We start from the raw sequence: 22,621 nt of genomic DNA on the forward strand, positions 1-22,621 counted from the left end.
GTCTACATTGTTTGTCGCTTTGTTTCAGCAACTTTTATATCTTAACAGCTTGCTGAGTGAATGTCAATAACTTTTTTCAATTTTGTGAAAGAAGTTTTGAAACACAATTGACAACCTCGAAATAATACCATTTAACAAAATACTTGTCAATAATTATTTTTCGTTGTCATATCAACTTGTTTCAGCAACGTTATTGATAATATCATATTGAAAAATAATGTCAAACACTTTTCAATATTTTTTCAACAAAACAGAAAATGGACTAGCAAATTGCTAATCCATCGTTACTGCTACACCATAATGATCACTAATTACAGGCTCATTTTTATCGTCAAAAACAACTTGATAACTTTCTATCTTAAAATTTTTAGAAGTAAAAATATAATCAATCCGCAATTTTTCAGCATTTGTATCCCAACCGTCGATCTGTTTTTCTACGGTATATTCGCCAGATTTAATTTTAGCAACAGCAAAAGCATCTTGTAAATCTAGCGAACTTTCACGAACTAACTCATAACCTTCACCGCTTGCATCGGCATCGTTGTTAAAATCTCCCATAACAACCAGCGCCGCTTGTTGTTCAGCTAAAATTTTTTCTAACTTATGCCACTCATATGCAAAAGTTTTATCTGCTGTCTGCCACCACGAGAAGTGACCGCTCACTGCGATGACTTTTTCTCCCGCAATCGTTGTTTCGCCGATCATCGCTTTTCTTGTATGATAATCTGCTGGATCAGAACTTTCAGATACCACCTGGCTCTCGGCTTTGATCGGCGTCTTCGATAATAGACCGATCCCTTCATGATAGATGTCATACCCAATGTGGTTATAAGCCCAACTCCAATAATAATAGCAGCCTAATTTTTTCAACTGTTCTATTAAACAAAACAGAAAATTGTCTTGATGAATCGGCTGCTGATCTGTTGTCGGTTGGAAATATTGGTCAGTTTTGGCTAACGGGCTCGCAAGAAGCTGGTTTACTTCTTGCAAGCCGATCAAATCAAATTCTTCTTTAGCAATTTTATTAGCCAACACTTCGATCTGTTGTTGATCTTTTTCTTCCATCCAACTATGCGTATTCAATGTTAGTACTTTGATTGCTTCCGCCTCGCTTTAATAATCGATTGTTCCAATTGCTTCTCCGCGAGAAACAAGTCCTGTTTTATCATAATGGTAATTTTCAATTTTGTCACCATTTGTAAATACAACGATCATCGTTGTCATTTTTCCTGCTTTTTCAATTTTAGCTAAGTCAGCGACTGCTACAACTTTGCCGGCTTTCACTTGCTCGCCTTCAGCAACTTTGATTTCAAACGCTTCTCCACCTAGGTCCACTGTATCGATTCCCATGTGAAGCAATACTTCAATATCATCAGCTGTTTTGATGCCGATTGCATGTTTTGTCGGAAAGACTGAAACGATCGTTCCTGAAACTGGGCTGGCAATCTCACCATTTTCTGGTACAACTGCAAATCCTTCACCCATCATTTTTTGTGAGAATACTTCGTCTTGTACTTTATCAATCGGAATCAGTTCGCCATTGGCTGGAGCGACAAATTCTGCATGCAGTCCTTTGAACGATGATGGCACTTCTGGTTTTATTGCATTCTCTTGAAAATTACTTGCTGGTATTGTTGCGCCTGAGTCTAATAGATCTTGAATATCTGATTTTAGGATATCGGCTTTTGGTCCATAAACTGCTTGCACCCCATTGTCTTTAACTAAAAGTCCCATTGCTCCAGCTTTTTTCCAATTTTCTTCACTTCCGACAGCCGTTTTATCTGCTACCGTTACCCGCAAGCGTGTCATACATGCGTCAACATCAGTGATATTTTGCGGACCGCCTAAAAGATTGATAATGTCTACAATTTGCGAGTCAGCTGAAACAGTTCCGTTTGCCGTTGTATTCGTTTCTTCATTATCCACTTCATAATTACCATTTCGCCCTGGTGTTGCATAATTGAATTTTTTGATCATGAAGTTTGCGAAGAAATACGTGAATACGCCGAATGCAATACTGGTCAATACGAAATTAAGCAAGTCATTGCCTAGTCCCGCACGCAATGCCATCGGTACCCGAGTCAATAACTCAATATTCCCGAATGAGTGGACCCGCAAATTGATCAAGTCCGCCATTGCAAAAGCGGCACCTTGAATGACCGCATAGCAAGCATACAACGGTACGGCCACAAACATAAACATAAATTCTAACGGTTCAGTTACCCCAGTTAAAAAGACAGCTACTGCAGCAGAAAGGAACATTGATTTGTATTTTTTCTTTTTATCAGGATCAACATTGCGATACATCGCCAAAGTCAATCCCATTAAGATTCCGGTCGACCCAATCATTTGTCCAACTTTGAAACGTGCTGGTGTCCATTGTGTCAACACTTGATGATATTGTGCTGCGTCTCCGCCATTTTTTAAGTTAACTAAGTCAGTTGCCCAAGCCAACCATAATGGATCTTGTCCAAAAACTTGACTTCCAGCCTGTGCGCCAGTCAATATTTCATAAGTACCACCTAATTGCGTGTAGTTCATTGGAATGGTCAACATATGGTGTAGCCCAAATGGCAAGAGTAGACGTTCCAATGTTCCATATAAGAACGGTGCCAAAATTGGTGCTGTGTCTTGAGAATTTGCAATCCATTTACCAAAATCATTGATTCCCGTTTGGATAACTGGCCAAACAAGCGCCAAAACTAATGCTACGATTACTGAACGCAGGATCACTACGAAAGGAACGAAGCGTTTTCCATTAAAGAAAGTCAACACTTCCGGTAATTTCCGGAAATTATAGTATTTGTTGTAAGCTGTCGCACCGACGAACCCGGCGATGATTCCTACAAATACTCCCATATTCAATGCTGGTGCTTCCAGCACACTGGTAAAGTATCCATCGACCATGATCTTTTGCCCAAATAGTGTATGGGTCACTGCCGCAGGATCAGCTAACATGTCAGAACTTACGCTAAAGATCGCACCGGTGATTCGATTAATTAAAATAAATGATAGCCCAGCAGCAAATGCACCGCCCGCACGTTCTTTTGCCCAACTTCCGCCAATTGCTAATGCAAAAAGCAAATGCAAGTTCCCGATGATGGCCCAACCAATGTTTTCAACAACTCCGCCGGTCGTGACTAACCACCCTAGATTTTCGTTGATCAATGGTAATGACTTTCCGATACTGATCATCAGCCCGGCAGCCGGCATGACTGCAATCACCACCATCAAAGCCTTCCCGAATTTTTGCCAAAATTCAAAACTAAAAATCTTTTTGATCCCTTTCATATTTGTTCCTCCTAATTTTTCTTGCGAACATTCCACGCAATCGGTTTCGCTAAATTGCATTATATACTCATCATTTATTTTTGTAAACTCTTTCAACTAATTTATTTTTTATTTTGTAAAAACAAGACAACTAGTAATAAAACTAGAAAAATAGATTAATGCTTGACTTGCGCAACCGGTTGCGTTTATTATGGAGCTAAGAAAGTTCATAGCTGACAAATTGATCACTAATCCTGCTCGCGTTACTTTAGAACAACAGCAGATCAATCAATTCGCTGGTTGCTAATGAACAAAAAATATTTTCTATATGAAGAGTTACGACCTTAAGGAGGACAATCATGAAAAAAGTTCAGCGTCTTTTTGAAATCGACCCTTGGAAAATCAGAACCACGAAGTTAGACAAAAGGAATCGTCGACTGCAGGAATCTTTGACCAGTATTGGGAATGGATATATGGGTATGCGCGGCAATTTTGAGGAAAGCTACAGCGGTGATCACCATCAGGGAACATATCTTGCAGGTATTTGGTATCCTGACAAAACTCGTGTCGGTTGGTGGAAAAACGGATATCCTGAATATTTCGGCAAAGTGATCAACGCACTTGATTTTATTCAGATGAAACTATTCGTCAATGAGCAAGAAATTGATCTAGCAGTCACCGAGTTTGAGGATTTTGATTTAGAATTGAATATGCAAAACGGTGTTCTCACCCGCTCATTTGTAGTAACGATTGATCAAGCAAAGATTCGTTTTACCTTTGAACGTTTTTTAAGTGTCGTCAAGCAAGAACTAGCTGTGATTCGGCTTACTGCTGAAAGTTTAGCCGGCGACGCAAAATTGAAAATAGTTTCTAAGTTAGACAGCAATGTCCACAATGAAGATAGCAATTATGAAGAAATGTTCTGGTTGGAAAAGATGCGTGGTCAGCAAAAAAATATCAGTTTCTTAACGACACAAACCATTCCAAACAATTTCGGAATCGAACAGTTTTCAGTAACTGGAGCGATGCAACACCTTAGTTCTGTGACTGGATTGCAGCAAGAAGACACTTTAGAAGTTGCTGAAACATTTACGTATGATTTAAAAGCGGACCAATCGATTCAATTGGAAAAGCGAGTAGTTATCTTGACTAGCCGGGATATTCCTGAATCAGAACAAGGCGAAAAGGCCGTTGCTTTGTTAGCTGAGTACAACACTTCTTACGAAGAGTTATTGGCAGAACAAAATGCAGCTTGGGCAAAACGCTGGGCTTTGGCCGATGTTTTGATCGGCGGGGATGATGAAGCGCAACAAGGGATTCGTTTTAATATTTTCCAATTGTTCTCAACTTATTACGGTGAGGACGAACGTTTGAACATCGGACCAAAAGGCTTTACCGGCGAAAAATACGGCGGTGCGACTTACTGGGACACAGAAGCCTATGCTGTCCCAATGTATTTAGGAATCTCTGATCCAAATGTCACAAAAAACCTGTTGAAATATCGCCACAATCAATTGCCGCAAGCACAGCACAATGCTGCACAACAAGGATTGAACGGTGCTTTATATCCAATGGTGACTTTCACTGGTGTTGAATGCCATAATGAATGGGAAATCACTTTTGAAGAGATTCATCGTAACGGCGCCATCGCTCATGCGATTTACAATTACACAACTTATACAGGTGATGAAACGTATATTCAAAAAGAAGGTCTAGAAGTTTTAACAGAAATTGCACGCTTCTGGGCAGATCGGGTCCATTATTCAAAACGTCAACAAAAATATATGATTCACGGCGTGACTGGACCCAATGAATACGAAAATAATATTAATAATAACTGGTATACGAATTACTTAGCTGCTTGGGTTTTATCCTATACTTTGGAAAATTATGAAAAGTACCAAGCACAAGCAACCATTTCGATTTCTGCAGAGGAACAAGCAAAGTGGCAAGATATCATTGAACATATGTACTACCCGACGGATGAAGAACTAGGCATTTTTGTTCAACACGATACATTCTTAGACAAAGATCTAATGCCGACTTCTAACCTTGATCCAGCAGATCGTCCATTAAACCAAAATTGGTCATGGGATAAGATCTTGCGCTCTTGCTTTATCAAACAAGCAGATGTTTTACAGGGAATTTATTTCTTTGGCGATCAGTTTACCGAAGAAGAAAAACGTAAAAACTTTGAATTTTATGAACCGATGACTGTCCATGAATCATCTCTTTCTCCTTCTATTCATGCAATTTTAGCTGCTGAATTAGGTCTGACAGATAAATCTATGGAAATGTATCAACGAACGGCCCGCTTAGATCTAGACAATTACAACAACGACACCGATGACGGATTGCACATCACTTCCATGACCGGCAGCTGGTTAACGATCGTTCAAGGGTTCGCCCAAATGAAAACAAGCACGGGTACATTGAGCTTTGCACCACTGTTGCCAACTGATTGGGAAGACTATTCTTTCCATATCAATTATCGCGGCCGTCTGTTAGCTGTGAGCGTGAACCAAAAAGAAGTTCAAATTGACTTGAAAGATGGTCCCGCCTTAGCTATGATGCTTTATGGAGAAGAAATTACTTTAAGTGATTCAATGACGGTTCCACTGAAAAAGGAGGCGTCAAATGTTTAAAGGAGTTTTATTTGATTTAGATGGTGTGATCACCGATACTGCTGAGTACCATTACCTAGCATGGAAAAAATTAGCTGATGAACTGGGGATTACAATTGATCGACAATTTAACGAGAAATTAAAAGGGGTCAGCCGTGAAGATTCTTTGCGGCTCATCCTCGCACATGGCAATCGCGAAAATGATTTTTCTGAAACAGAATTTAACCAACTGGCTAAAACAAAAAATGATAATTATGTCGAAATGATCCAAGCTGTTTCGCCAAAAGATGTCTATCCAGGAATTTTAGATTTGTTAAAAACTTTGAAACAAGCGGATATCAAGATTGCTTTAGCATCAGCCAGCAAAAACGGCCCATTTTTATTAAAACAAATGGAACTGACCCCTTACTTTGACGGAATCGCTGATCCTGCTGCCGTTAAAGCAGGAAAACCCGCACCAGATATTTTTATTTTAGCGGCAGAAATTGTTGGCCTAAAACCGGCAGAGTGCATCGGAATCGAGGATGCTCAAGCAGGCATTCGTGCCATTAAAGCTAGCGGTGCCTTACCTGTCGGTGTCGGAGAGGCGGAGCAATTAGGCAGTGACATTCCTTTAGTAGGATCGACAGCAGAGTTGACCTTAGCATTTCTAGAAAAACAATGGGATAATTAATTAAGAAAGGAGAGCGAAAAATCGTGACAACAGTTAAAGACGTAGCAAAAAAAGCAAAAGTCTCTCCTTCTACCGTTTCCCGCGTGATTAACGATCACCCTAGCATCTCTGTTGAAACAAAACAACGCGTGCGCAAGATTATGGATGAGATGGGTTATTTCCCCAATATCACTGCCCGAAACCTCGGTAAGCAACGAGCAAATTCTTTGGGGGTGATCTTGCCTCCATTAGATTCGCGTGAACGTCTGGGGAATCCCCTTTATTTGGAACTATTGAATGCGATAAATGAAACAGCCGCCGAGTCGCAAGTAACAACTGCTGTTGCCTCTGCCAATAATAGTGAGACTTTATTGGAAAACGTCACTCGGATGCACCGCCAAAAACAAGTTGATGGATTCATTTTGGCCTATTCCGAAAAAGATGATCCTGTTGCAGAATATCTTTATCAAAATCAGGTTCCGTTTACCCTGATCGGCCGTCCAGCCAAAAGAGAGACAGACATCGTTTATGTTGACAATGACAATCAGTTATTAGGCAAGCAAGCAACAGAGCATTTGATTGCTAAAGGGCATAAAAATATTTTGTTCGTCTCAAATGTTAATCAAGAAGTTATTTTCTTTGAACGCTACTTTGGGTATCAAGAAGCGATGATGCTGCAAGGCTTGCCTACCCAGCCGCCTTTAACGATGCTTCAACCGGAAGATTACACACAATTTCCTGAAGTGATCAAGGAAACAGGCGCGACGGCCTTGGTCGTGATCGACGATATTTTTGCCTTGCGGATGATCCAATTAGCAACTTTGCATGGCTACGCCGTTCCAGACGATCTATCGGTCATCAGTTTTAACAATTCAATTTTTGCGACATTAGTCCATCCTTATTTAACAACGATCGACATTGATATTTCTGACCTTGGTCGTTTAGGGACACAAAAATTGCTGGAACAAATCAATCAGCAGCAATCCAGCGGTGTTCAATTAGTCGTACCGCATCATTTGATTCAAAGAGAAACGGTCCGTACGATTTAAGTTCATGTTAAAAGTGATCTGCCCAACTTGCGGCAGGTCGCTTTTTTGGCTATACTGGCAAAAAATCAGAAAGAAAGTGGTATAGATGTTCTTATTTTTAAGCGTACTCGTAATCGCCTTTCTACTCTATTGCCGCTACTTGACTTATCAATTGACTGAGAAACATTTTAAACTCACAAAAGATACAAAACTATCCATCCAAACGGGGACCAATGATGGACTGACGATCGCGCAAATTAGTGACAGCCACTTCTCGGCTTTTTATAAACCCAAACGGTTTGATTCAATCATTGCTAGATTAAATCAAGCAATACCGGATATTGTCTTGTTTACCGGCGATTTGATTGAAAATGAGCGCTATTGGCAAACACATGACTCAGCAGCCGTCAGCCAGCAATTAGCTCGGATCAACGCACCAAAGGGGAAATTTGCGATTTTAGGCAATCATGATTATCGCCGTGATGGCCATGAAGCGGTTAGTGATATGTTGACCGCTGGCGGCTTTATTTTATTAACCAATCAAAGCAGACTCGTCGATCAATTAAGTCTGACAGGAATTGATGATGGTCAAATGGGGCGACCCGATTACAGCACACAGCCGGAAAAAGCCGACTTCTCTATTCTAATGATCCATGAACCCGATCAAATCAAACATTTACCAAAACTTGAGCACTTTGATTTGATTTTAGCCGGCCATAGTCACGGTGGGCAAATTCGATTTCCGCTTTTTCCTTACAAAAATTTTGGCTCAAAACTCTATGATCAAGGAATTTATCGATTAACGCCCCAAACAAGTTTAGTTGTCAACACTGGCTTAGGGACGACTGGTCCTCCGCTACGGTTTCGAGTGACGCCTGAGATTTTATATTTCCATCTATAGAAGCTGAGCGTGTTTCTCGCATTTTTGATTTACTAAAAAAGAAGCAAAATATATCGTTGAATAAAAAAAATCAGCCGCAGCTGATTTAAGACAAGAATTCTAAAGAGCAGAATACAAAAATACTCTTCCAATTGAATACCTTGTGTAGCCAACTGCGGCTGAATGTTGATGGTCTCAATAAAGGAAAACGAAATTTATTGATCCGCTTGCTTTATACCAAGAGCACCTCTATATCAACTGAAAAAAGATTAGTTATTTCCTTCCAATAAAGAAGGAAACTACCACAACGACAATTACTGCACCGATAATAGACGGAATTAACGCCATCCCCGCTAAGCTAGGTCCCCAAGAACCAAGCAACGCTTGACCGATCGCCGCACCAACTAAACCAGCGACAATGTTTGCAATCCATCCCATTGATCCGCCTTTTTTAGTGATTGCCCCTGCAACCGCGCCGATTACTGCACCGATAATCAATGTCCACAACCAACTCATTTGCCTCTCCTTCTTTCTATATGAAATAATCACACCTTTATTTTACAAATAATCTTCAATTTTTCCTATTATTTTGCTTAAAAATCATTTTGGATTAATTACCAACACTGCTGGCTCTCTAAAATTCATTCTAATAATTTTCCCAATCGGTTAAACATCCGAAAATTCCCTCTTTTTGAAACAAAATATTTATCGTTAGAGATAAATACTAATCGATTATTTTTTTAGAATGAAAATAAAATGAAATTTCTTTCATCAAAATAGAATTGTCTGAATATTTTGGTATTATAGACGGATAATTATCTGAATATTTAAAATCTACAAATTATTCTATCTATTTTGAGAAACGAGGAACTTTATGGAAAACAAGCTACAAAAACAAATGACTTCGCGCCATATTATGATGTTGGCGCTCGGCGGCGCGATTGGTGCCGGACTATTCAAAGGTAGCGGCGAAGCGATCGGGATTGCTGGGCCTTCCGTTATTCTCGCCTTTTTACTCGGCGGTTTAGTACTTTTTATTGTTATGAACGGCTTAGGACGCTTGGTATTAAGTGGGGATAACGCTCATGGGTTGTCCGGGATCATCAAGCCTTTTCTAGGCGAACGAACAGCAGATTTTATTGATTGGTTGTACTGGTCGCTATGGATGGTCAACATTATTGCTGAAGCGGTCGCCGCTGCAAGTTTTATGCAGTTATGGTTTCCCAACGTCCCATCTTGGGTCTTCGTGTTAGCCTTAGCATTTTTAACCACATTGATCAACTTATACTCCGTTCGTTTATTCGCAGAAACAGAGTATTGGCTAGCCTTTATCAAAATCGCTGTAATTATCATTTTAATTATTTTTAGCGCCTATCTGGTCGGTCACGAGATCTTTAAAATCGGATTTCTTGATACATTTGCCCGGATGAATAGTCACGGCGGCTTTGCTCCTCACGGTTTGAAAGGACTAGTTAATTCGCTTTTAGTCGTGATTTACTCTTATGGTGGCTCTGAATTGATTGCCATTACAGTCAGTGAGGCAGAAGATCCTAAAACCGCAATTCCTAAAGCAATCAAAGGCGTTATGGGAAGGATCATTGCATTTTATATCGTACCTATGACCTTACTTTTGATCATTTATCGCTGGGATGCTTTGGCAGCAACGACTGCTAGTCCTTTTGTAATGGTCTTCCAAAAAATGCACATTCCTTTTGCAACGGATATCGTTAACTTTGTCATCGTACTAGCACTGTTTTCTTCCATCAATTCTGGCGTATACGCTTCGTCTAGAACGTTGTATTTCCGAGTACGTGAAAACACCGGTTTTACTTCTAAACTGGCGGTTTTAAACAAACATCAAGTTCCACAGCGAGCCGTTTTATTCTGTACCGGTACACTTTATCTTGGCGTTGTCCTATCTTACTTCCTAGGCAATCAGCTTTTTAATTACCTAGTCGGCTCTTTATCTTATTCTGTTTTGCTTACTTGGCTATTGATCAGCGTAGCGGCATTTGTTCTAGCGCTGAGAAAAGGCAAAAACAGCGAGCGTTTCTTCAGTGGATTAGTGATCTTAGTCCTTGGATTGATCTTCATCGGTATTCTGATGAATAACCCCATCGGAGTGACGATCTTCACCGCTGGTCTCTATTTGGTAATCTTTTTCAGCTACCGTAAAAAACAAACAGATCCGTTAACTGAACAAGCATAAAAATGTCCGATCACTTCTTATTTTGAAGTGATCGGACATTTTTGCGGATTCACCGATTAAAAAAATCCCTCAAAATCACGAGGGATCAACTTGTTAGACTAATTCAACATCAACGTCAATATTTCCTTTAGTTGCTTTTGAATATGGACAGAATTCATGTGCTTCTTCAACAATTTTTTGTGCTTCTGCTTTTTCTACACCTGGTAATGATACTTCTAAAATCACTCCGATTTTATAACCACCATCGTCTAATTGGAATAAAGATACACGTGCTTTAACTTCTGAATCTGACTCAAGTTTGTGTTCTTCTAACATATGATGAACGGCACCGTTAAAACAAGATGCATAGCCTGCCGCAAATAATTGTTCTGGATTTGTTCCTTCTGCATGAATAGAAGGCGCTTCAATTTTCATTTTCATACTACCGTTTGGTGCTTGGACCTCTCCGTCACGTCCACCATGGTTGATCATTGCTGTTTCGTATAATTTTTTCAAATTTTCTCACTCCTTTTCTTCTTAATTATTAGTCTACTTATTATTATTTAATAATACAAAGATTCTGCTCATAAAAGAAGGCGTTTCCAATAAAAAGAAAAAATTTTTCCAGTAAAGACCAAAACTTTGTGCAACCGATTACAAATTTTCGTTTTTTTGCTATAATCGGTAGTAAAAGGAGGGATCCTCGTTGAAAAAATTCTTTATAATCTGTCTAGCTGCGGCCTTTTTACTCGTTGGTTGCTCGCGTACTACATCTCAAAATTCAGATAAAAAAACTTCTAGTGATTCAGTCACCATCAGCTCAACACGATCAAATACTATCGTATCAAGTAATCCTCAATCCTCAATAAGTAGTCAATCAAATACCGAAATAGTCTCCTCCAATACTTCAGCTGCCACAGAACAGCAGCAAGATTTTGTTTCCAGTAGCGAATTCGGCGGCTATGCAACTTTTTACTTTGACGGGATGAACGTGCCTGAATCGATCAACATCAACACAAATACCAATCAGATCACATTTAACTCAGGAACTGACCAAGAAGCGGTCTATAGTCTCACGATGCAAAACATCTCTGCTAAAATGATTCGAATTTTTTCAGCCAATACAACTGACATTCGCAAAGTAAAGGTAAGCACCGCACTTTCAATCGGCTCACAGATTTCTGGTGCGATAAATTCCCATAACCAATCCGGCGACCTCTATCTCTTTCATAATCGGGATGGCGGACTATCCTTAGCAACACCGAATTACGCTGGAAACGTTCCCGCTGATCAAACAGACGTCATGATCGAAGTTATCCAATAAAAAAGTGAACTTTACTAATCTGAACAATGGAAACTTGTTCAGATTTTTTTGCTGTTTATTATTATATCGGACAGATTGGATGACGATCACCGGTCCAAATAAAAAAAGACTAGAGACCTTGATTGAACAAGGTTTCTAGTCTCTAAATAATTCGTAAAAATTATTTTAATGTTACAACACATACATTATAATAGGAAGAAACACGACATAGTTATTCCCTATTTAATGCTATTTCATAAGATATAAGACTAACTGAAAAAACGTCAAAGTATCTTCGAACATATTCAAAAGCATATTCAAAAAATCTCAATTAACCAGGGCAAGGCAGCCGCTCATTCGTGGGCGGTTTTTTTATTATTCATTTTCTATAATAGCTTGCAATCGACAATAAGCGACATTCCAACGCTATTGCGGTCTACTTCACACTTCTCTAGTTTCAGGAATCGCATAAATTCCGCTGCAACTTCATCACCTTGTTTGAAAATTTTCGCCTTGCTTGGGTCTAGTGTAAATACCACTTCATCACGTATGATCCCTAGGAAGGAAGGCTCATAGCTTTTCAGATACAGCTTGCCCATTTTTAGATTGAACTCTGGCAATCTTGCTATTTGTTTTTCGTTGTACACGTCTGTAATGCCCTTTATTTGCGTTTCTAGCCTTGCTTCTGCTTCAACCCGTCTCTGTCTATACTCATGCGGTTCAATACCGTATAGGTCAGCCATTGCCTTATCTGTCCCTGGTTCAGCACTAAACGGCTTGCCATACTGCTGACTGATTACTCGCCGTTTAATATGCGTGACATACTTATCAGATAAGAGTTTTACATCAGCCTCGTCTACCTGTTTCAAAGCGTTGAAAAACACAGTTGCCGCCTTGGTGTCCCACTCAGTCAACTCGCCGGAAAGCTCCGCAAAGCCTTGCCATAGCCTCAAATAATGTTTTGTTTGCCAAATGTTCATAATGCGAACACCTCCGCCATATTATAAATATCTGCTATCACATCACCGCACAACCGAACCTGCTCCGGCTCTGGTTCAATCCCTTCACGAAAACAAACAGCCGTTTCGATCTCGCCAATCTCAGTAAGAATTTTTTGCAAAGTCTCCTCTTTTATATACGCCTCGTGGTAGCCCATATACTTCCTTTTCAGGCCATATACTTCACTGCTAGGCAAACGCTTTAGATAGGCGCTGAAGTGCTTTAAACGGTAGCTGTTGCGCTCTATTCTACGCTCCACAACGTCTATACGGTCATATAGGTTGACTACTTCGCTATCAGGACGGAAGCCTCTTGATACAATGCCCAGGGCGTTATATTCGAGACGGGTTGTCATGGACTGCTGGTAAAACTCCCGGTGAAGGCTGTCTCTACGGTTCTTTAGGCGTTCGATTGTTCTACCCAGGTTGAAGTATTCCTTAATTACCAACTCGTCCATCACGTCCACAAGGCAAGCCCCCTAAATATTATGTAAAGAGGCCACCGATAAGCAGCCTCCTAAATGATTTATTGCTGATAAGCTGAAACAATCTCCCGTAGTTGATCTTGAAAACTAGGTTCATTTTCTTTATCAAATTCTTCTATAAAGCTTGCTGCACTCTCTACCGCATTACCCATAGATTGAAAGCCAAATAATTCATTTACTGTCTTTGTCTTATCGTTAATGTTATCAACAAAAGCTCCGGCCATCGCTTTATAAGAAATTGCTACTTCGCTTGTAGTAGTCGTTACATTGTAGGTAGTGGAAAAATCTTTCATCACTTTCTCTAAGCTCGAAAATAATTTTTCTGCTTCTTCATATTTATTGGTTAATTCAGGCAAGAATAAATCCTTTTGCTTAGCGATTTCTCCAATACGTTTCAGTGCAAGTGGTGTATCTTGGTATTGAAGCTGATACGGTGTTAAATCTTCAGCCGTTACGGTCTCCATGCTGCCCAAGAAATTCAAAACTTCGATATCTTCCGGCGTTAAACTTGTTTTACTTTTATCTACAATGGCTTTGATTCCAGCACGATCACTTTCAATCTGTTGCACGATTGCCTTCTTTTTATTTTCCATTGTAGTAAGTAGTTCATTTTCTAAGTTCGCTTTTTTTAGCTCGAAGCCCTTGCCTGTGAGAAGGTCATCAGCAAGTTTTTTCTTCATGTTATCCATATCTTGGGCATACTTATTGCTCAATCGAACTGCGGTTTCAATGTAATCAATTACCAATTTCGAACTTTTCAATTCTTTCATTTTTCAAATCCCCCTATTTGTTTAACTGTCCCAGTTTGCCGGTATTCCAACGCCACTTGAACTTTTTCTTCTTGATCTAACTGATGAAATGCTGTTTCAAATTTTGAAAACGGCATAACTTGTGCTGTTGGGTTAGTTATCCAATCTTCTAGACTATCTAAGTACACACTTATTAGCATTTCTTTCTGGTTAGTATGCAAAAATTCATTCGCTACAACCTTCTTCAAGCTTGAGATTTCATTTCTAAGGTTCATGCCATTCCCCCATCTCTATCTCAAAGGATTCCGGCTTGTAACCGGGATACTTAGCTAAGAAGTCCTCATACGCCATCTTCTGACCGTCCACAAGCACAAACTCCTCTGCCTCATCTTCACCATTAATCATGAAAACAACGTCTTGCGGTGAAGCCTGTCCGACAATTTTCTTCAATCTTGCTATTTCATTTTTGAGGTTACTCATCTTGCCCCCTCCCAATGATTGACTTGATTTCCTCGATTTCTTTCTGATAATCATCAAGCTCTAAGCTACGATAGGCCACATCAAGCACATTCTTAGCGCTAGTTACTCGTGAAGCTGGTGGTGATTCTGTATTGTTCATTATTTCTTTTAGGACTGCTACCGCTTCCTCTGACGCTTTTTGCAGCCTAGCAGTAACTTGCTGCATTGCATCACGCCGCAAACCTCGGTATTCGTCCATAAATTCTTTATCTTTTAGATACTTGTAGCCTGTTGATCTATTAATTCCAGTTTTTTTGCATGCTTCATCGATAGAAGCACATTCTAGCAAAGCTTTCAAAAAACGATCTTGCCTTATATTTAATTCAGCCATTTTTAATCCTCCTTTATAAGTAAATTCCTGAATAAAAACGATTGTCGTGGATCATCGTCTGTTGGATTTTCAGATTATTTGTTGACATAAAAAAGAGGACACAAGACAATTCGCAATAGATTGCGTTTCATCTCATATCCTCTGGTTCTTCCTAGTAAGATACTGTTATTCAACTTGCCTTATTATAGCACATTTACAACAAATTTCATACATTTAACTGTTGTTTTAATGCTGTTTTATCTCTTTTTTTCACCTAATAAGTGTGAAGAAATGACGTCATACTTTACTACTTTCCCATCTTTTATCAGCAAGGATACTTCCCCATATTTGGGCAACTCAACAGCCACCGCTTTTTTATTGTTATCAATGTACACTTTATCCATTTACAACTCTCCCATCTTTATTTTTCATCTTCTCAATTTCTACAAAAAACTCATCCGGTATTGTGGCATAACCTTTTGTTGTATCGTCTCCGGAAAGTTCAAAATTCAACGTAAACTCTTTACCATTTAATTTTACACGTTGCGTTCCTGTGGCTCTCTTTCTCCATTGTGGGTCTTTAAGATCATAGTTCCATGTCTCAAGTCTAGCGTTCTCGACTTGCTTTAAACGTTCCTCCATTGCTCTGATCTGACTTCTAAAGCTTGTTAACCCTATTTGACGTTCTTCTTCTGTTCGTGCAATGAACATCCCTTTATTTCCGATACGTTCTGAAACAATAGGTACACCAGCTTTTTTCAATCGTTCTGTAGAAGAAAATACTTGGCGTTCACTTATTCTCAATAGTTTACTAATTTCTCTAGTAGTGATTCGTTTCTCTGAACTTGGAATAAGTTTCAAAACTTGATAATCAATATCCTTCATGCTATCTCTCCTTTACCAACATGTTTTGTTGACTCTGCCTTAAACAGTCCTTAAAATGGAAGGTCTTCTTCAAATTGTTCGTTGAACTCTTCTTGTTCATTTGTAATATCACTTATATCAGTGAAACCTTTACGTCTCCATTCTTTTAATAAAGTAGTAACGTAAGCCAAAGGAGAAGCCACATCCCCTCTAAAAGCAGTCTTTTCAAGAGACTCATAGAGAAAATCAATGCCATATTCTTTAGACAATCGTTCTAGAGTTTTCACATCAAAATTTCCTAGCCTACCAATTTCAGATTGATAAAAATCAATACAGTCATTTAAATTAATAGATTTAGACTCATCCAAAGCATTCTCAGCATAAGAAAAGGTATCTTCTTCTAGTCTAGTCTGATCTAAACTGCTCTGCTCTATGCTTCCCTCTGCTGTCCTACCCTTTTCTTTACTTAACTGATCTATGCTATCCTTTGCTATGCTATACTGTGTATCCATGTTGGACACATTCTGTATACAAGGTGTATCCACGTATTTATACGACCTATTTTCGGTAGTATTAATGTGCTTTTTTTCTTCTAGGTGAATTGTTGGAGTGTACCGATCTTTTTGAATATAATTATTTAATTTCCAATCAGCAATTACTATTACTCCACTTTCGAATGAGATAATGAACTTTTTGGCTTCAAGAAGCTTTAAATCATCATCCGTAGCACTAGAAGCTCTTTTAACCTTTTTAGGACTTGCTACAAATCCATCATCATCAGCTTGGATACCTAGATGAAAATACAAATTTTGTGTTGTTGGTGGCATATCTAAAAATCTATCTGAATCAATCACATCTTTTGAAAACATTCGTCTATTAGCCATAATTTTGTACTACCTCCTAGCTTGCGTATATCGCTTTATTTGTGCCATCTTCATTAAAACGATCGTTAAACACAAGCCACACTTGCTGTGCTTCAAAATTCAACCATTGCGGATTATTATCCCCATTCACATCAGTCAAAACAGAAAGAGTGATTTCTCGATCCATATCATTTCCAGCACCAACTGTTGCTGCATGAGATAAAATTGGTGTATCGATCGGTATTTCCTTGAATCCCCAACGATCAATCAGCATAATTTTTCCAGTTGGTTTTCCTATCGGATCGTATTGTTTTTCTAGCAACGTTTTACTCATGCACTTTCACCTCGCTCCAAAATTTTAGATGATAATATTCCTATATAAATCATTCGGACACCAGCTTTCGTAGATACTCCGATTTTTTTAGCTCAAATTTTTCATTAAAACCTTTTTGTTGTTTTTCAAGAAGTACATTCCACATTCCCTTGTAATCATACTCAACTATTTTGACCGCTAACTGTTTTTTATAATAGAGTGATTTATCATAGAAGCGTTGCATAGTTCCATCGAAAACAACTCCTCCAATTTCTACCCAAGCATGATCTAAATTTAAGTTTGTATAAATGCCTTCAACGTACATAGCACCTACAAGGTCAGAATTTCGCTTCATAAAATCAAAAGCTTTATCAAAGCATTGATGAGGATATACTCGTTTCGAAAGACCACCCGTGTATCTGACTAATGGTTGAACTTCAATATCGCTCAACCGATTTCGAATTTCTAAATACGTTTCGCAGTTATCAACGCTCATTCGGACACCTCCATGAGTTGCAACTGTTTGAGCTCGTACTTCAACCCATCCCGAACAAATTCAGCACCTTTTAATTGATTCTGATACTTTACCCATGTATTAAATGTTTTCGCCCTCGCTTCTCGTATATCAGTAATGTTTAACCATGCGGTTAAAATCTGATTTTTTAGCTCGTTGATTTCTCGACAAATTAGTTTGTGATCTGCATGTTTTTTAAGTACATACAAAACGGTTAGTTTTTCATTGAATGAATTTCCAAAGTAGGTTTTCCCGATATTATTTTCTAGTTCAGCGATCCCTTGATTAATTTCCTCTAATTCAAAGCTATCGAGTTGGTTTAATAGTTTTGTTTTGTACATCTACTTATGCCCTCCAGTTCTTAATTGATAGTCGTACTCGTCATAAGCATTAAATAGATACAACGCCAATCCTGCAAAGATAGCTATTTTTGCAATTAATGGTAATAAGCCGAAAATTCCGCCGATTAATATACTTGCGATAATTAAGTTTCGTTTCATAATGATTCCCTCCTAATCTGGACAAATGGTATTAGATATTTCTTGGATAGCTTCACCAATTATTTGAAGGTTATCGCACATATCTTCCAGCAACCCGCTTTGTATTTGATGATTCACCGCGAATTGATCCCCGCTGACTCGTGAGTATTCCAGGTTTTCAGCCAGTCGGTGTAATACCTTAATTTGTTGCGCACATTCGGTTAGTTTCTCTGCCTGTTTTAAGAGTTCGTCATTAGTTAAATGTTTCATCGTAGTTTCCTCCAATAAATTGATGTGTTATAATTGAAGGACAAAAGATTAATAGTTTTGTACTATTTTGTTTGCCTTTATCCTGTCCGCCAAGACTGTTATGGATAATGGCTTTTTCTTTTGCCCTCATGTACTTAACCCTCCAATTCAATCCCTAGCAAGTTTGCTAATTGATCAACTTGGTGATAAAACAAATCTTGCATAGTGTCACGGTCAATATCATCCCAACGAGCTATACTTAACTCATAAAGCTCTTGAACTACGCTTTTTACAGTTGGTTCTTGCTGCATTAAGTTTTGGTACTCCATTTGTTCATACAAACATTCAAACGTTTCTTCTAGTGATTTACCTTCTAAGTTAGCTAATTCGTTAGCAGTTTCTTCTGTAACAACTCTCGATAATACTTTTTCAATTGCTGCATTTTGTTCTTCATTCATGTTGATTTCCTCCAATTTTATATTCCTAATACAATTTCTTACTTGAGTAAATCCTTGGTATAACAATCATTTGGCTATTATGACTACTGATTGAATATGTGTTTTGAATAGATTATTGCCTTTCTCGCCTGCCCTGGCATTTAAAATTGTTTGATAAAAGCCATAATCTCATCACGATCAAAATAATAGGTTCTTTCACCGACACGGTGATATTTGAGTCCTTTCGAAATAAATAGTTCTAGTTGTTGAGGACTGCAATCAAGGAAGCTACAAGCTTCTTTTTTATTTAGTAATTGTTTGATTCCTACTGTTCGCTTTGCTTCTTCCAATGCTTCTAGGGTTGTTTGAATCACTTGAGAAGAAATATTGTCCAATTGTTCTTTACTTAGCGTATGTGATACCTCAACTTTCAGTGGTGGTGTAGATTGATCCATTTAATCACCTCATTCTTAGTTAAAAACTTCATCTTTAATTTTCCTTACGTTCTTTTAGCAATTCATCAATTGCCTGTTCTACACGCTGTTTACGATCTTCGCGCATTTCAGTGCGTAGCCATACTGATAAGTTACTTTGAGCAATCGGAATCTTATCGGCAACTTCCCAATACAATAAACGATTTGACTCAATTTTATTTCTGATTTCTAAATTCGCCTTCATCATATTCTCCTTAATATTTTTTATTTAGCAATATTGCTAAATTTATTATAAAATATTCTTTGCAATATTGCAACAATAATAATAAAATTATTGATTTCGTTCCTTATTTTTGCGATACTATATACGGAAGGAAGTGGAGGTTAAGTGAACAATTTTGGAGAAGAGTTGCGAAAAATTCGTAAAGAACTTGGAGTAACTATGGTTCAATTGCAGAAGCATTCGGGTGTATCTCAACCTTATATTTCACAATTGGAAAACGGACGAAGAACACCTACAAAGGAAGCAATTAAAAATTTAGTACATGGCTTGGCCTTTTCGGATACTGGTTATATTGGTTCTATAGAAGAAGACAAACTTTTGAAAAGGTTAAATGAAGCCAATGAAAAAGATTCTCTAGAATCAATATCCGAAGGAGCACAACAACTTGTTGAACAACTAGACCTAGACCAAAGCGCCGTAAAAACTTTAAATAATTTTCTTTTAAAAACCTTAGATAGCGTTGAAGACCAGTTTATTAAATTAGAAGAAGTCTATTCTAAGAAACCCGATTGGTACTTTACAGTCGCTGGTGAACCTCTATCTGAGACAGAAAAAGAAGCGCTTACGATTTTAATCAAAGGTATAAAAAGCAACCGAAGAAAACCAAATTGATTTCATTATCAATCAATAAAAATATTCACTCAATCATTAAACATATTATAAGAACGACTCTCCATACATATCTCGCTTGCCCTGGCTAGATAGGAGAAAACACAATGGCAACAATTACAAATTACACTAAGAAAAACGGACAAAAGGCCTGGCAGTTTCAAACTTACTTAGGTGTAGATGAAATTACAGGCAAGCAGCGCTATACCACAAGGCGTGGCTTCGCTACCAAGAAAGAATGTACTTTAGCGCTTAACAAGCTATTGCTTGAAATCGAAGAACATGGCTTCGTACAAAATAAAATAATGACCTTTGAACAACTTTATGAAGACTGGCTACCTAAGTATCGCAACAAAGTTAAGCCTTCCACAGTAGCGGCTACAATCACTGTATTTGATTTATATATCTTGCCACGTTTCAAAAAGATGAGACTTGATAAAATTACCGTGGCTTATTGCCAAAAAGTTTTGGATGGTTGGTATGAGGAGTATCGAGGATATAAAGGTTTTAAGATGAAATTAAACTTAGTGCTTGATTATGCGGTCTCTTTAGAACTAATCACCACTAATCCAATGAAAAAGACACAGACACCACGACAAAAAGAGAAAGATAAACCAGTCAACTTCTACACTAAGCAGCAGTTACAGGCATTTCTTTCTCTTTATGAGTCTGAGGGCGATCAAATGAAATATGTGTTCTTTCATCTCTTAGCTTATACAGGGTTAAGAAAAAGTGAAGCTCTCGCTTTGCAGTATTCAGATATTAACTTCTTAAAGCATGAGCTAACAGTAGGCCGTACAGTTGCAGTCAATGAAGATAGTGAGATCATTATACAATCCCCTAAAACTAAAAACTCTTACCGTACGATCAACTTAGATCCAGTAACTATGCAGCTAATCCAAGAATGGCAAAAGGAACAGCGAGAATGGTATTTCAAGCTTGGCTTTAATACTAATAAGAAAGACCAGCTAATATTTAGTAATAACCAAAACAAAGCTATTCGCCCTTCCCTAGTCAATGGCTGGCTAAGGAACTTTTATAATCGTCATGAGGATATGCAAAAAATCACAGCTCATGGCTTCCGATTCACTCATTGCAGCCTACTCTTTGAATCTGGTGCAAGTATGAAAGAAGTTCAAGGAAGACTAGGCCATAAAGATGTTCAAACCACAATGAACATTTATGCTAAAGTCACACCTAAAATGGCTACGAATACTGGTGAAAAGTTTGCTCTATTTATGGCTAATTAAGCAAAAACCTATTCAAAAGCCTATTCAATTTTATTTTTATAAAATAAAAAAAGACTAGAAGCCCTGATTTAACAAGGTTTCTAGTCTCTAAATAATTTGCAAAAATTATTTTAATGTTACAGATGCGCCAACTTCTTCTAAAGCAGCTTTTAATGCTTCAGCGTCTTCTTTAGATACATCTTCTTTAACTGGTGCAGGAGCGCCATCAACTACAGCTTTAGCTTCTTTCAAGCCTAGGCCAGTTGCTTCACGAACTGCTTTGATAACTTTAACTTTTTGGTCACCTACAGCTGTTAATTCAACTGTAAATTCTGTTTGTTCTTCAGCAGCGCCAGCAGCAGCTCCGCCAGCAACAGCAGCTACAGGAGCAGCAGCAGTTACGCCAAATTCGTCTTCGATAGCTTTAACTAAGTCGTTTAATTCTAAGATTGTCGCGCCTTTAAGTTCTTCGACAATGTTTTCAATGTTCAATGCCATTTTAAATTTCCTCCGTTTAGGTAAGTTTTTTTAGTTTTTATTTTATGCAGCGATTAAGCTACTTCTTCTTTTTCTGCGACTGCTTTCACAGCGTAAGCCACGTTGCGGACTGGCGCTTGAAGGACAGATAATAGCATAGAAAGAAGTCCATCGCGGTTCGGTAGTTTTGCAAGAGCAGTAATTTCTTCGATAGAAGCTACTTTTCCTTCAATGATCCCGCCTTTGATTTCTAGTTTTTCAGCTGTTTTAGCGAATTCATCGATAATTTTAGCTGGGGCAACTACATCCTCATTACTAAATGCAACAGCAGTTGGTCCTGAGAATACTTCTTCTAATCCGTTCAAGCCAGCTTTTTCAGCGGCACGAACCAAGATAGAATTTTTGATAACTTTCATTTCAACGTTAGCGTCGCGTAATTGTTTACGTAATTCAGTCACTTGTTCTACAGTTAAACCACGGTAATCGACGATAACAGCTGAAGCTGCTGCGCTGAATTTTTCAGTGACTTCATCAACGATAGCGGCTTTTTTAGCGATTGCTACTTCACTCATTATATATTTCACCTCCTGATTTTGATGGAAGAGTTTCTTGAATCCTGAAAGAGCAGCGGGTAGTTTGTTTCTTTTAAAAGGAAACGTCTCTCCCTGCAGTCGACCAGTATTGTTCAACATCCTGTCGAGAAAAGACTCGCCAATTACGGTGTTGAGACAACAAAAAACTCCATGCCACCGTAGACATAGAGGGACTATTGAATGTTCTCAATAAACGTCCTCGGTAGGAAATTAAGACTTGCGTCACCTACTGTCTTCGGTACAGTTAATAATTAACCTCGATTAACTTACC

At 38.5% G+C, this 22,621-nt stretch carries 32 protein-coding genes and 1 other annotated feature; of the genes, 8 read left to right on the plus strand and 24 right to left on the minus strand.

All coding sequences use genetic code 11. From position 1 onward, the window contains the following. Window positions 1-273 precede the first annotated feature (273 nt). Together FFM68_RS10735 and FFM68_RS10740 are read right to left on the minus strand one after the other, a co-directional pair. Complete coding sequence (locus FFM68_RS10735) at window positions 274-1,098, minus strand: endonuclease/exonuclease/phosphatase family protein (protein ID WP_137619326.1); 825 nt, start codon at window positions 1,096-1,098, stop codon at window positions 274-276. A 15-nt stretch (window positions 1,099-1,113) separates the two neighbouring features. Further along, window positions 1,114-3,291 carry a PTS transporter subunit IIBC gene (locus tag FFM68_RS10740; RefSeq protein ID WP_137619327.1) on the minus strand — a complete coding sequence of 726 codons (2,178 nt, stop codon included), beginning with the start codon at window positions 3,289-3,291 and terminating at the stop codon, window positions 1,114-1,116. A gap of 338 nt (window positions 3,292-3,629) precedes the next feature. On the opposite strand from FFM68_RS10740, the gene mdxK reads away from it, so the two are divergent. The 4 genes from mdxK (at window position 3,630) to FFM68_RS10760 (ending at window position 8,475) form a co-directional block, all read left to right on the plus strand. Further along, window positions 3,630-5,915 carry a maltose phosphorylase MdxK gene (gene mdxK, locus FFM68_RS10745; protein WP_137619328.1) on the plus strand — a complete coding sequence of 762 codons (2,286 nt, stop codon included), beginning with the start codon at window positions 3,630-3,632 and terminating at the stop codon, window positions 5,913-5,915. Beyond that, the gene (gene pgmB / locus FFM68_RS10750) at window positions 5,908-6,567 is read left to right on the plus strand and encodes a beta-phosphoglucomutase (RefSeq protein WP_137619329.1); all 660 of its coding nucleotides are present in this window, start codon (window positions 5,908-5,910) and stop codon (window positions 6,565-6,567) included. The genes mdxK and pgmB overlap by 8 nt, the downstream gene beginning before the upstream one ends. Window positions 6,568-6,587: 20 nt before the next feature. Continuing rightward, window positions 6,588-7,595, plus strand: coding sequence for a LacI family DNA-binding transcriptional regulator (locus FFM68_RS10755; protein ID WP_137619330.1), 1,008 nt, complete (start codon window positions 6,588-6,590; stop codon window positions 7,593-7,595). A gap of 85 nt (window positions 7,596-7,680) precedes the next feature. After that, window positions 7,681-8,475: a metallophosphoesterase gene (locus tag FFM68_RS10760; RefSeq protein WP_137619331.1), complete on the plus strand. Its 795-nt coding sequence runs from the start codon at window positions 7,681-7,683 to the stop codon at window positions 8,473-8,475. 252 nt (window positions 8,476-8,727) lie between these two features. Here the strand turns inward: FFM68_RS10760 and FFM68_RS10765 are convergent, their stop codons facing one another. After that, a complete protein-coding gene (locus FFM68_RS10765; RefSeq protein ID WP_137619332.1) occupies window positions 8,728-8,970 on the minus strand; it encodes a GlsB/YeaQ/YmgE family stress response membrane protein in 243 nt (80 codons plus the stop codon). Window positions 8,971-9,328: 358 nt separating this feature from the next. On the opposite strand from FFM68_RS10765, the gene FFM68_RS10770 reads away from it, so the two are divergent. Further along, a complete protein-coding gene (locus tag FFM68_RS10770; RefSeq protein WP_137619333.1) occupies window positions 9,329-10,663 on the plus strand; it encodes an amino acid permease in 1,335 nt (444 codons plus the stop codon). A gap of 93 nt (window positions 10,664-10,756) precedes the next feature. On the opposite strand, the gene FFM68_RS10775 is transcribed toward FFM68_RS10770, so the two are convergent. Continuing rightward, window positions 10,757-11,158 (minus strand): organic hydroperoxide resistance protein, encoded by a 402-nt coding sequence (locus tag FFM68_RS10775; RefSeq protein WP_137609996.1) that lies wholly within the window; start codon window positions 11,156-11,158, stop codon window positions 10,757-10,759. Between the two features lie 190 nt (window positions 11,159-11,348). Here FFM68_RS10775 and FFM68_RS10780 point away from each other — a divergent pair, with 190 nt between their 5' ends. Continuing rightward, window positions 11,349-11,966 (plus strand): hypothetical protein, encoded by a 618-nt coding sequence (locus FFM68_RS10780; protein ID WP_137619334.1) that lies wholly within the window; start codon window positions 11,349-11,351, stop codon window positions 11,964-11,966. A 365-nt stretch (window positions 11,967-12,331) separates the two neighbouring features. On the opposite strand, the gene FFM68_RS10785 is transcribed toward FFM68_RS10780, so the two are convergent. From FFM68_RS10785 to FFM68_RS10855, 18 genes are all read right to left on the minus strand, one after another. Then, the gene (locus FFM68_RS10785; RefSeq protein WP_137609998.1) at window positions 12,332-12,925 is read right to left on the minus strand and encodes a hypothetical protein; all 594 of its coding nucleotides are present in this window, start codon (window positions 12,923-12,925) and stop codon (window positions 12,332-12,334) included. Further along, on the minus strand, window positions 12,922-13,410 hold the full coding sequence (locus FFM68_RS10790) for a hypothetical protein (RefSeq protein ID WP_137609999.1): 489 nt from the start codon (window positions 13,408-13,410) through the stop codon (window positions 12,922-12,924). Before FFM68_RS10790 ends, FFM68_RS10785 begins: the two co-directional genes overlap by 4 nt. Before the next feature lie 59 nt (window positions 13,411-13,469). Further along, a complete protein-coding gene (locus FFM68_RS10795; RefSeq protein ID WP_137619335.1) occupies window positions 13,470-14,198 on the minus strand; it encodes a hypothetical protein in 729 nt (242 codons plus the stop codon). After that, complete coding sequence (locus FFM68_RS10800) at window positions 14,195-14,452, minus strand: hypothetical protein (protein ID WP_137610001.1); 258 nt, start codon at window positions 14,450-14,452, stop codon at window positions 14,195-14,197. Before FFM68_RS10800 ends, FFM68_RS10795 begins: the two co-directional genes overlap by 4 nt. After that, window positions 14,442-14,657, minus strand: a complete 216-nt coding sequence (locus FFM68_RS10805) for a hypothetical protein (protein ID WP_137610002.1) — start codon at window positions 14,655-14,657, stop codon at window positions 14,442-14,444. The genes FFM68_RS10800 and FFM68_RS10805 overlap by 11 nt, the downstream gene beginning before the upstream one ends. Beyond that, window positions 14,650-15,027, minus strand: coding sequence for a phage replication protein (locus FFM68_RS10810; RefSeq protein ID WP_137610003.1), 378 nt, complete (start codon window positions 15,025-15,027; stop codon window positions 14,650-14,652). The genes FFM68_RS10805 and FFM68_RS10810 overlap by 8 nt, the downstream gene beginning before the upstream one ends. A 236-nt stretch (window positions 15,028-15,263) precedes the next feature. Further along, window positions 15,264-15,410, minus strand: a complete 147-nt coding sequence (locus FFM68_RS13125; RefSeq protein ID WP_167483486.1) for a hypothetical protein — start codon at window positions 15,408-15,410, stop codon at window positions 15,264-15,266. After that, window positions 15,403-15,891, minus strand: coding sequence for a helix-turn-helix domain-containing protein (locus FFM68_RS10815; RefSeq protein WP_137610004.1), 489 nt, complete (start codon window positions 15,889-15,891; stop codon window positions 15,403-15,405). Before FFM68_RS10815 ends, FFM68_RS13125 begins: the two co-directional genes overlap by 8 nt. A 50-nt stretch (window positions 15,892-15,941) precedes the next feature. Beyond that, a complete protein-coding gene (locus FFM68_RS13175) occupies window positions 15,942-16,754 on the minus strand; it encodes a YggL 50S ribosome-binding family protein (RefSeq protein WP_174784516.1) in 813 nt (270 codons plus the stop codon). 16 nt (window positions 16,755-16,770) lie between these two features. Further along, window positions 16,771-17,067: a hypothetical protein gene (locus tag FFM68_RS10825; RefSeq protein ID WP_137610005.1), complete on the minus strand. Its 297-nt coding sequence runs from the start codon at window positions 17,065-17,067 to the stop codon at window positions 16,771-16,773. 49 nt (window positions 17,068-17,116) lie between these two features. Beyond that, window positions 17,117-17,542 carry a hypothetical protein gene (locus tag FFM68_RS10830; protein ID WP_137610006.1) on the minus strand — a complete coding sequence of 142 codons (426 nt, stop codon included), beginning with the start codon at window positions 17,540-17,542 and terminating at the stop codon, window positions 17,117-17,119. Continuing rightward, window positions 17,539-17,901, minus strand: coding sequence for a hypothetical protein (locus FFM68_RS10835; protein ID WP_137610007.1), 363 nt, complete (start codon window positions 17,899-17,901; stop codon window positions 17,539-17,541). Before FFM68_RS10835 ends, FFM68_RS10830 begins: the two co-directional genes overlap by 4 nt. Then, entirely contained in the window at window positions 17,902-18,060 is a 159-nt protein-coding gene (locus FFM68_RS13130) for a hypothetical protein (protein ID WP_167483487.1), read from the minus strand. A 12-nt stretch (window positions 18,061-18,072) separates the two neighbouring features. Beyond that, window positions 18,073-18,309: a hypothetical protein gene (locus tag FFM68_RS10840; RefSeq protein ID WP_137610008.1), complete on the minus strand. Its 237-nt coding sequence runs from the start codon at window positions 18,307-18,309 to the stop codon at window positions 18,073-18,075. Next, window positions 18,293-18,439 carry a hypothetical protein gene (locus FFM68_RS13135; protein ID WP_167483488.1) on the minus strand — a complete coding sequence of 49 codons (147 nt, stop codon included), beginning with the start codon at window positions 18,437-18,439 and terminating at the stop codon, window positions 18,293-18,295. Before FFM68_RS13135 ends, FFM68_RS10840 begins: the two co-directional genes overlap by 17 nt. Window positions 18,440-18,443: 4 nt before the next feature. Next, on the minus strand, window positions 18,444-18,746 hold the full coding sequence (locus FFM68_RS10845) for a hypothetical protein (RefSeq protein ID WP_137610009.1): 303 nt from the start codon (window positions 18,744-18,746) through the stop codon (window positions 18,444-18,446). Window positions 18,747-18,886: 140 nt separating this feature from the next. Then, window positions 18,887-19,180 (minus strand): helix-turn-helix transcriptional regulator, encoded by a 294-nt coding sequence (locus FFM68_RS10850; protein WP_137619336.1) that lies wholly within the window; start codon window positions 19,178-19,180, stop codon window positions 18,887-18,889. 34 nt (window positions 19,181-19,214) lie between these two features. Continuing rightward, a complete protein-coding gene (locus FFM68_RS10855; protein ID WP_137619337.1) occupies window positions 19,215-19,403 on the minus strand; it encodes a hypothetical protein in 189 nt (62 codons plus the stop codon). A 144-nt stretch (window positions 19,404-19,547) separates the two neighbouring features. On the opposite strand from FFM68_RS10855, the gene FFM68_RS10860 reads away from it, so the two are divergent. Both FFM68_RS10860 and FFM68_RS10865 read left to right on the plus strand, forming a co-directional pair. Continuing rightward, window positions 19,548-20,054: a helix-turn-helix domain-containing protein gene (locus tag FFM68_RS10860; RefSeq protein WP_137619338.1), complete on the plus strand. Its 507-nt coding sequence runs from the start codon at window positions 19,548-19,550 to the stop codon at window positions 20,052-20,054. A gap of 104 nt (window positions 20,055-20,158) precedes the next feature. Then, window positions 20,159-21,301: a site-specific integrase gene (locus FFM68_RS10865; protein WP_137619339.1), complete on the plus strand. Its 1,143-nt coding sequence runs from the start codon at window positions 20,159-20,161 to the stop codon at window positions 21,299-21,301. Window positions 21,302-21,406: 105 nt separating this feature from the next. Here FFM68_RS10865 and rplL read toward each other — a convergent pair whose 3' ends face one another. Next, the gene (gene rplL, locus FFM68_RS10870; RefSeq protein ID WP_010746467.1) at window positions 21,407-21,778 is read right to left on the minus strand and encodes a 50S ribosomal protein L7/L12; all 372 of its coding nucleotides are present in this window, start codon (window positions 21,776-21,778) and stop codon (window positions 21,407-21,409) included. 53 nt (window positions 21,779-21,831) lie between these two features. Further along, window positions 21,832-22,329 (minus strand): 50S ribosomal protein L10, encoded by a 498-nt coding sequence (rplJ, locus tag FFM68_RS10875; protein ID WP_137619340.1) that lies wholly within the window; start codon window positions 22,327-22,329, stop codon window positions 21,832-21,834. A gap of 151 nt (window positions 22,330-22,480) precedes the next feature. Continuing rightward, window positions 22,481-22,607 (minus strand) — a sequence feature (ribosomal protein L10 leader region). Between the last annotated feature and the right edge of the window lie 14 nt (window positions 22,608-22,621).

The sequence above is a fragment of the Enterococcus xiangfangensis genome, from assembly GCF_005405365.1.
Classification (GTDB): Bacteria; Bacillota; Bacilli; order Lactobacillales; family Enterococcaceae; genus Enterococcus_A; species Enterococcus_A xiangfangensis.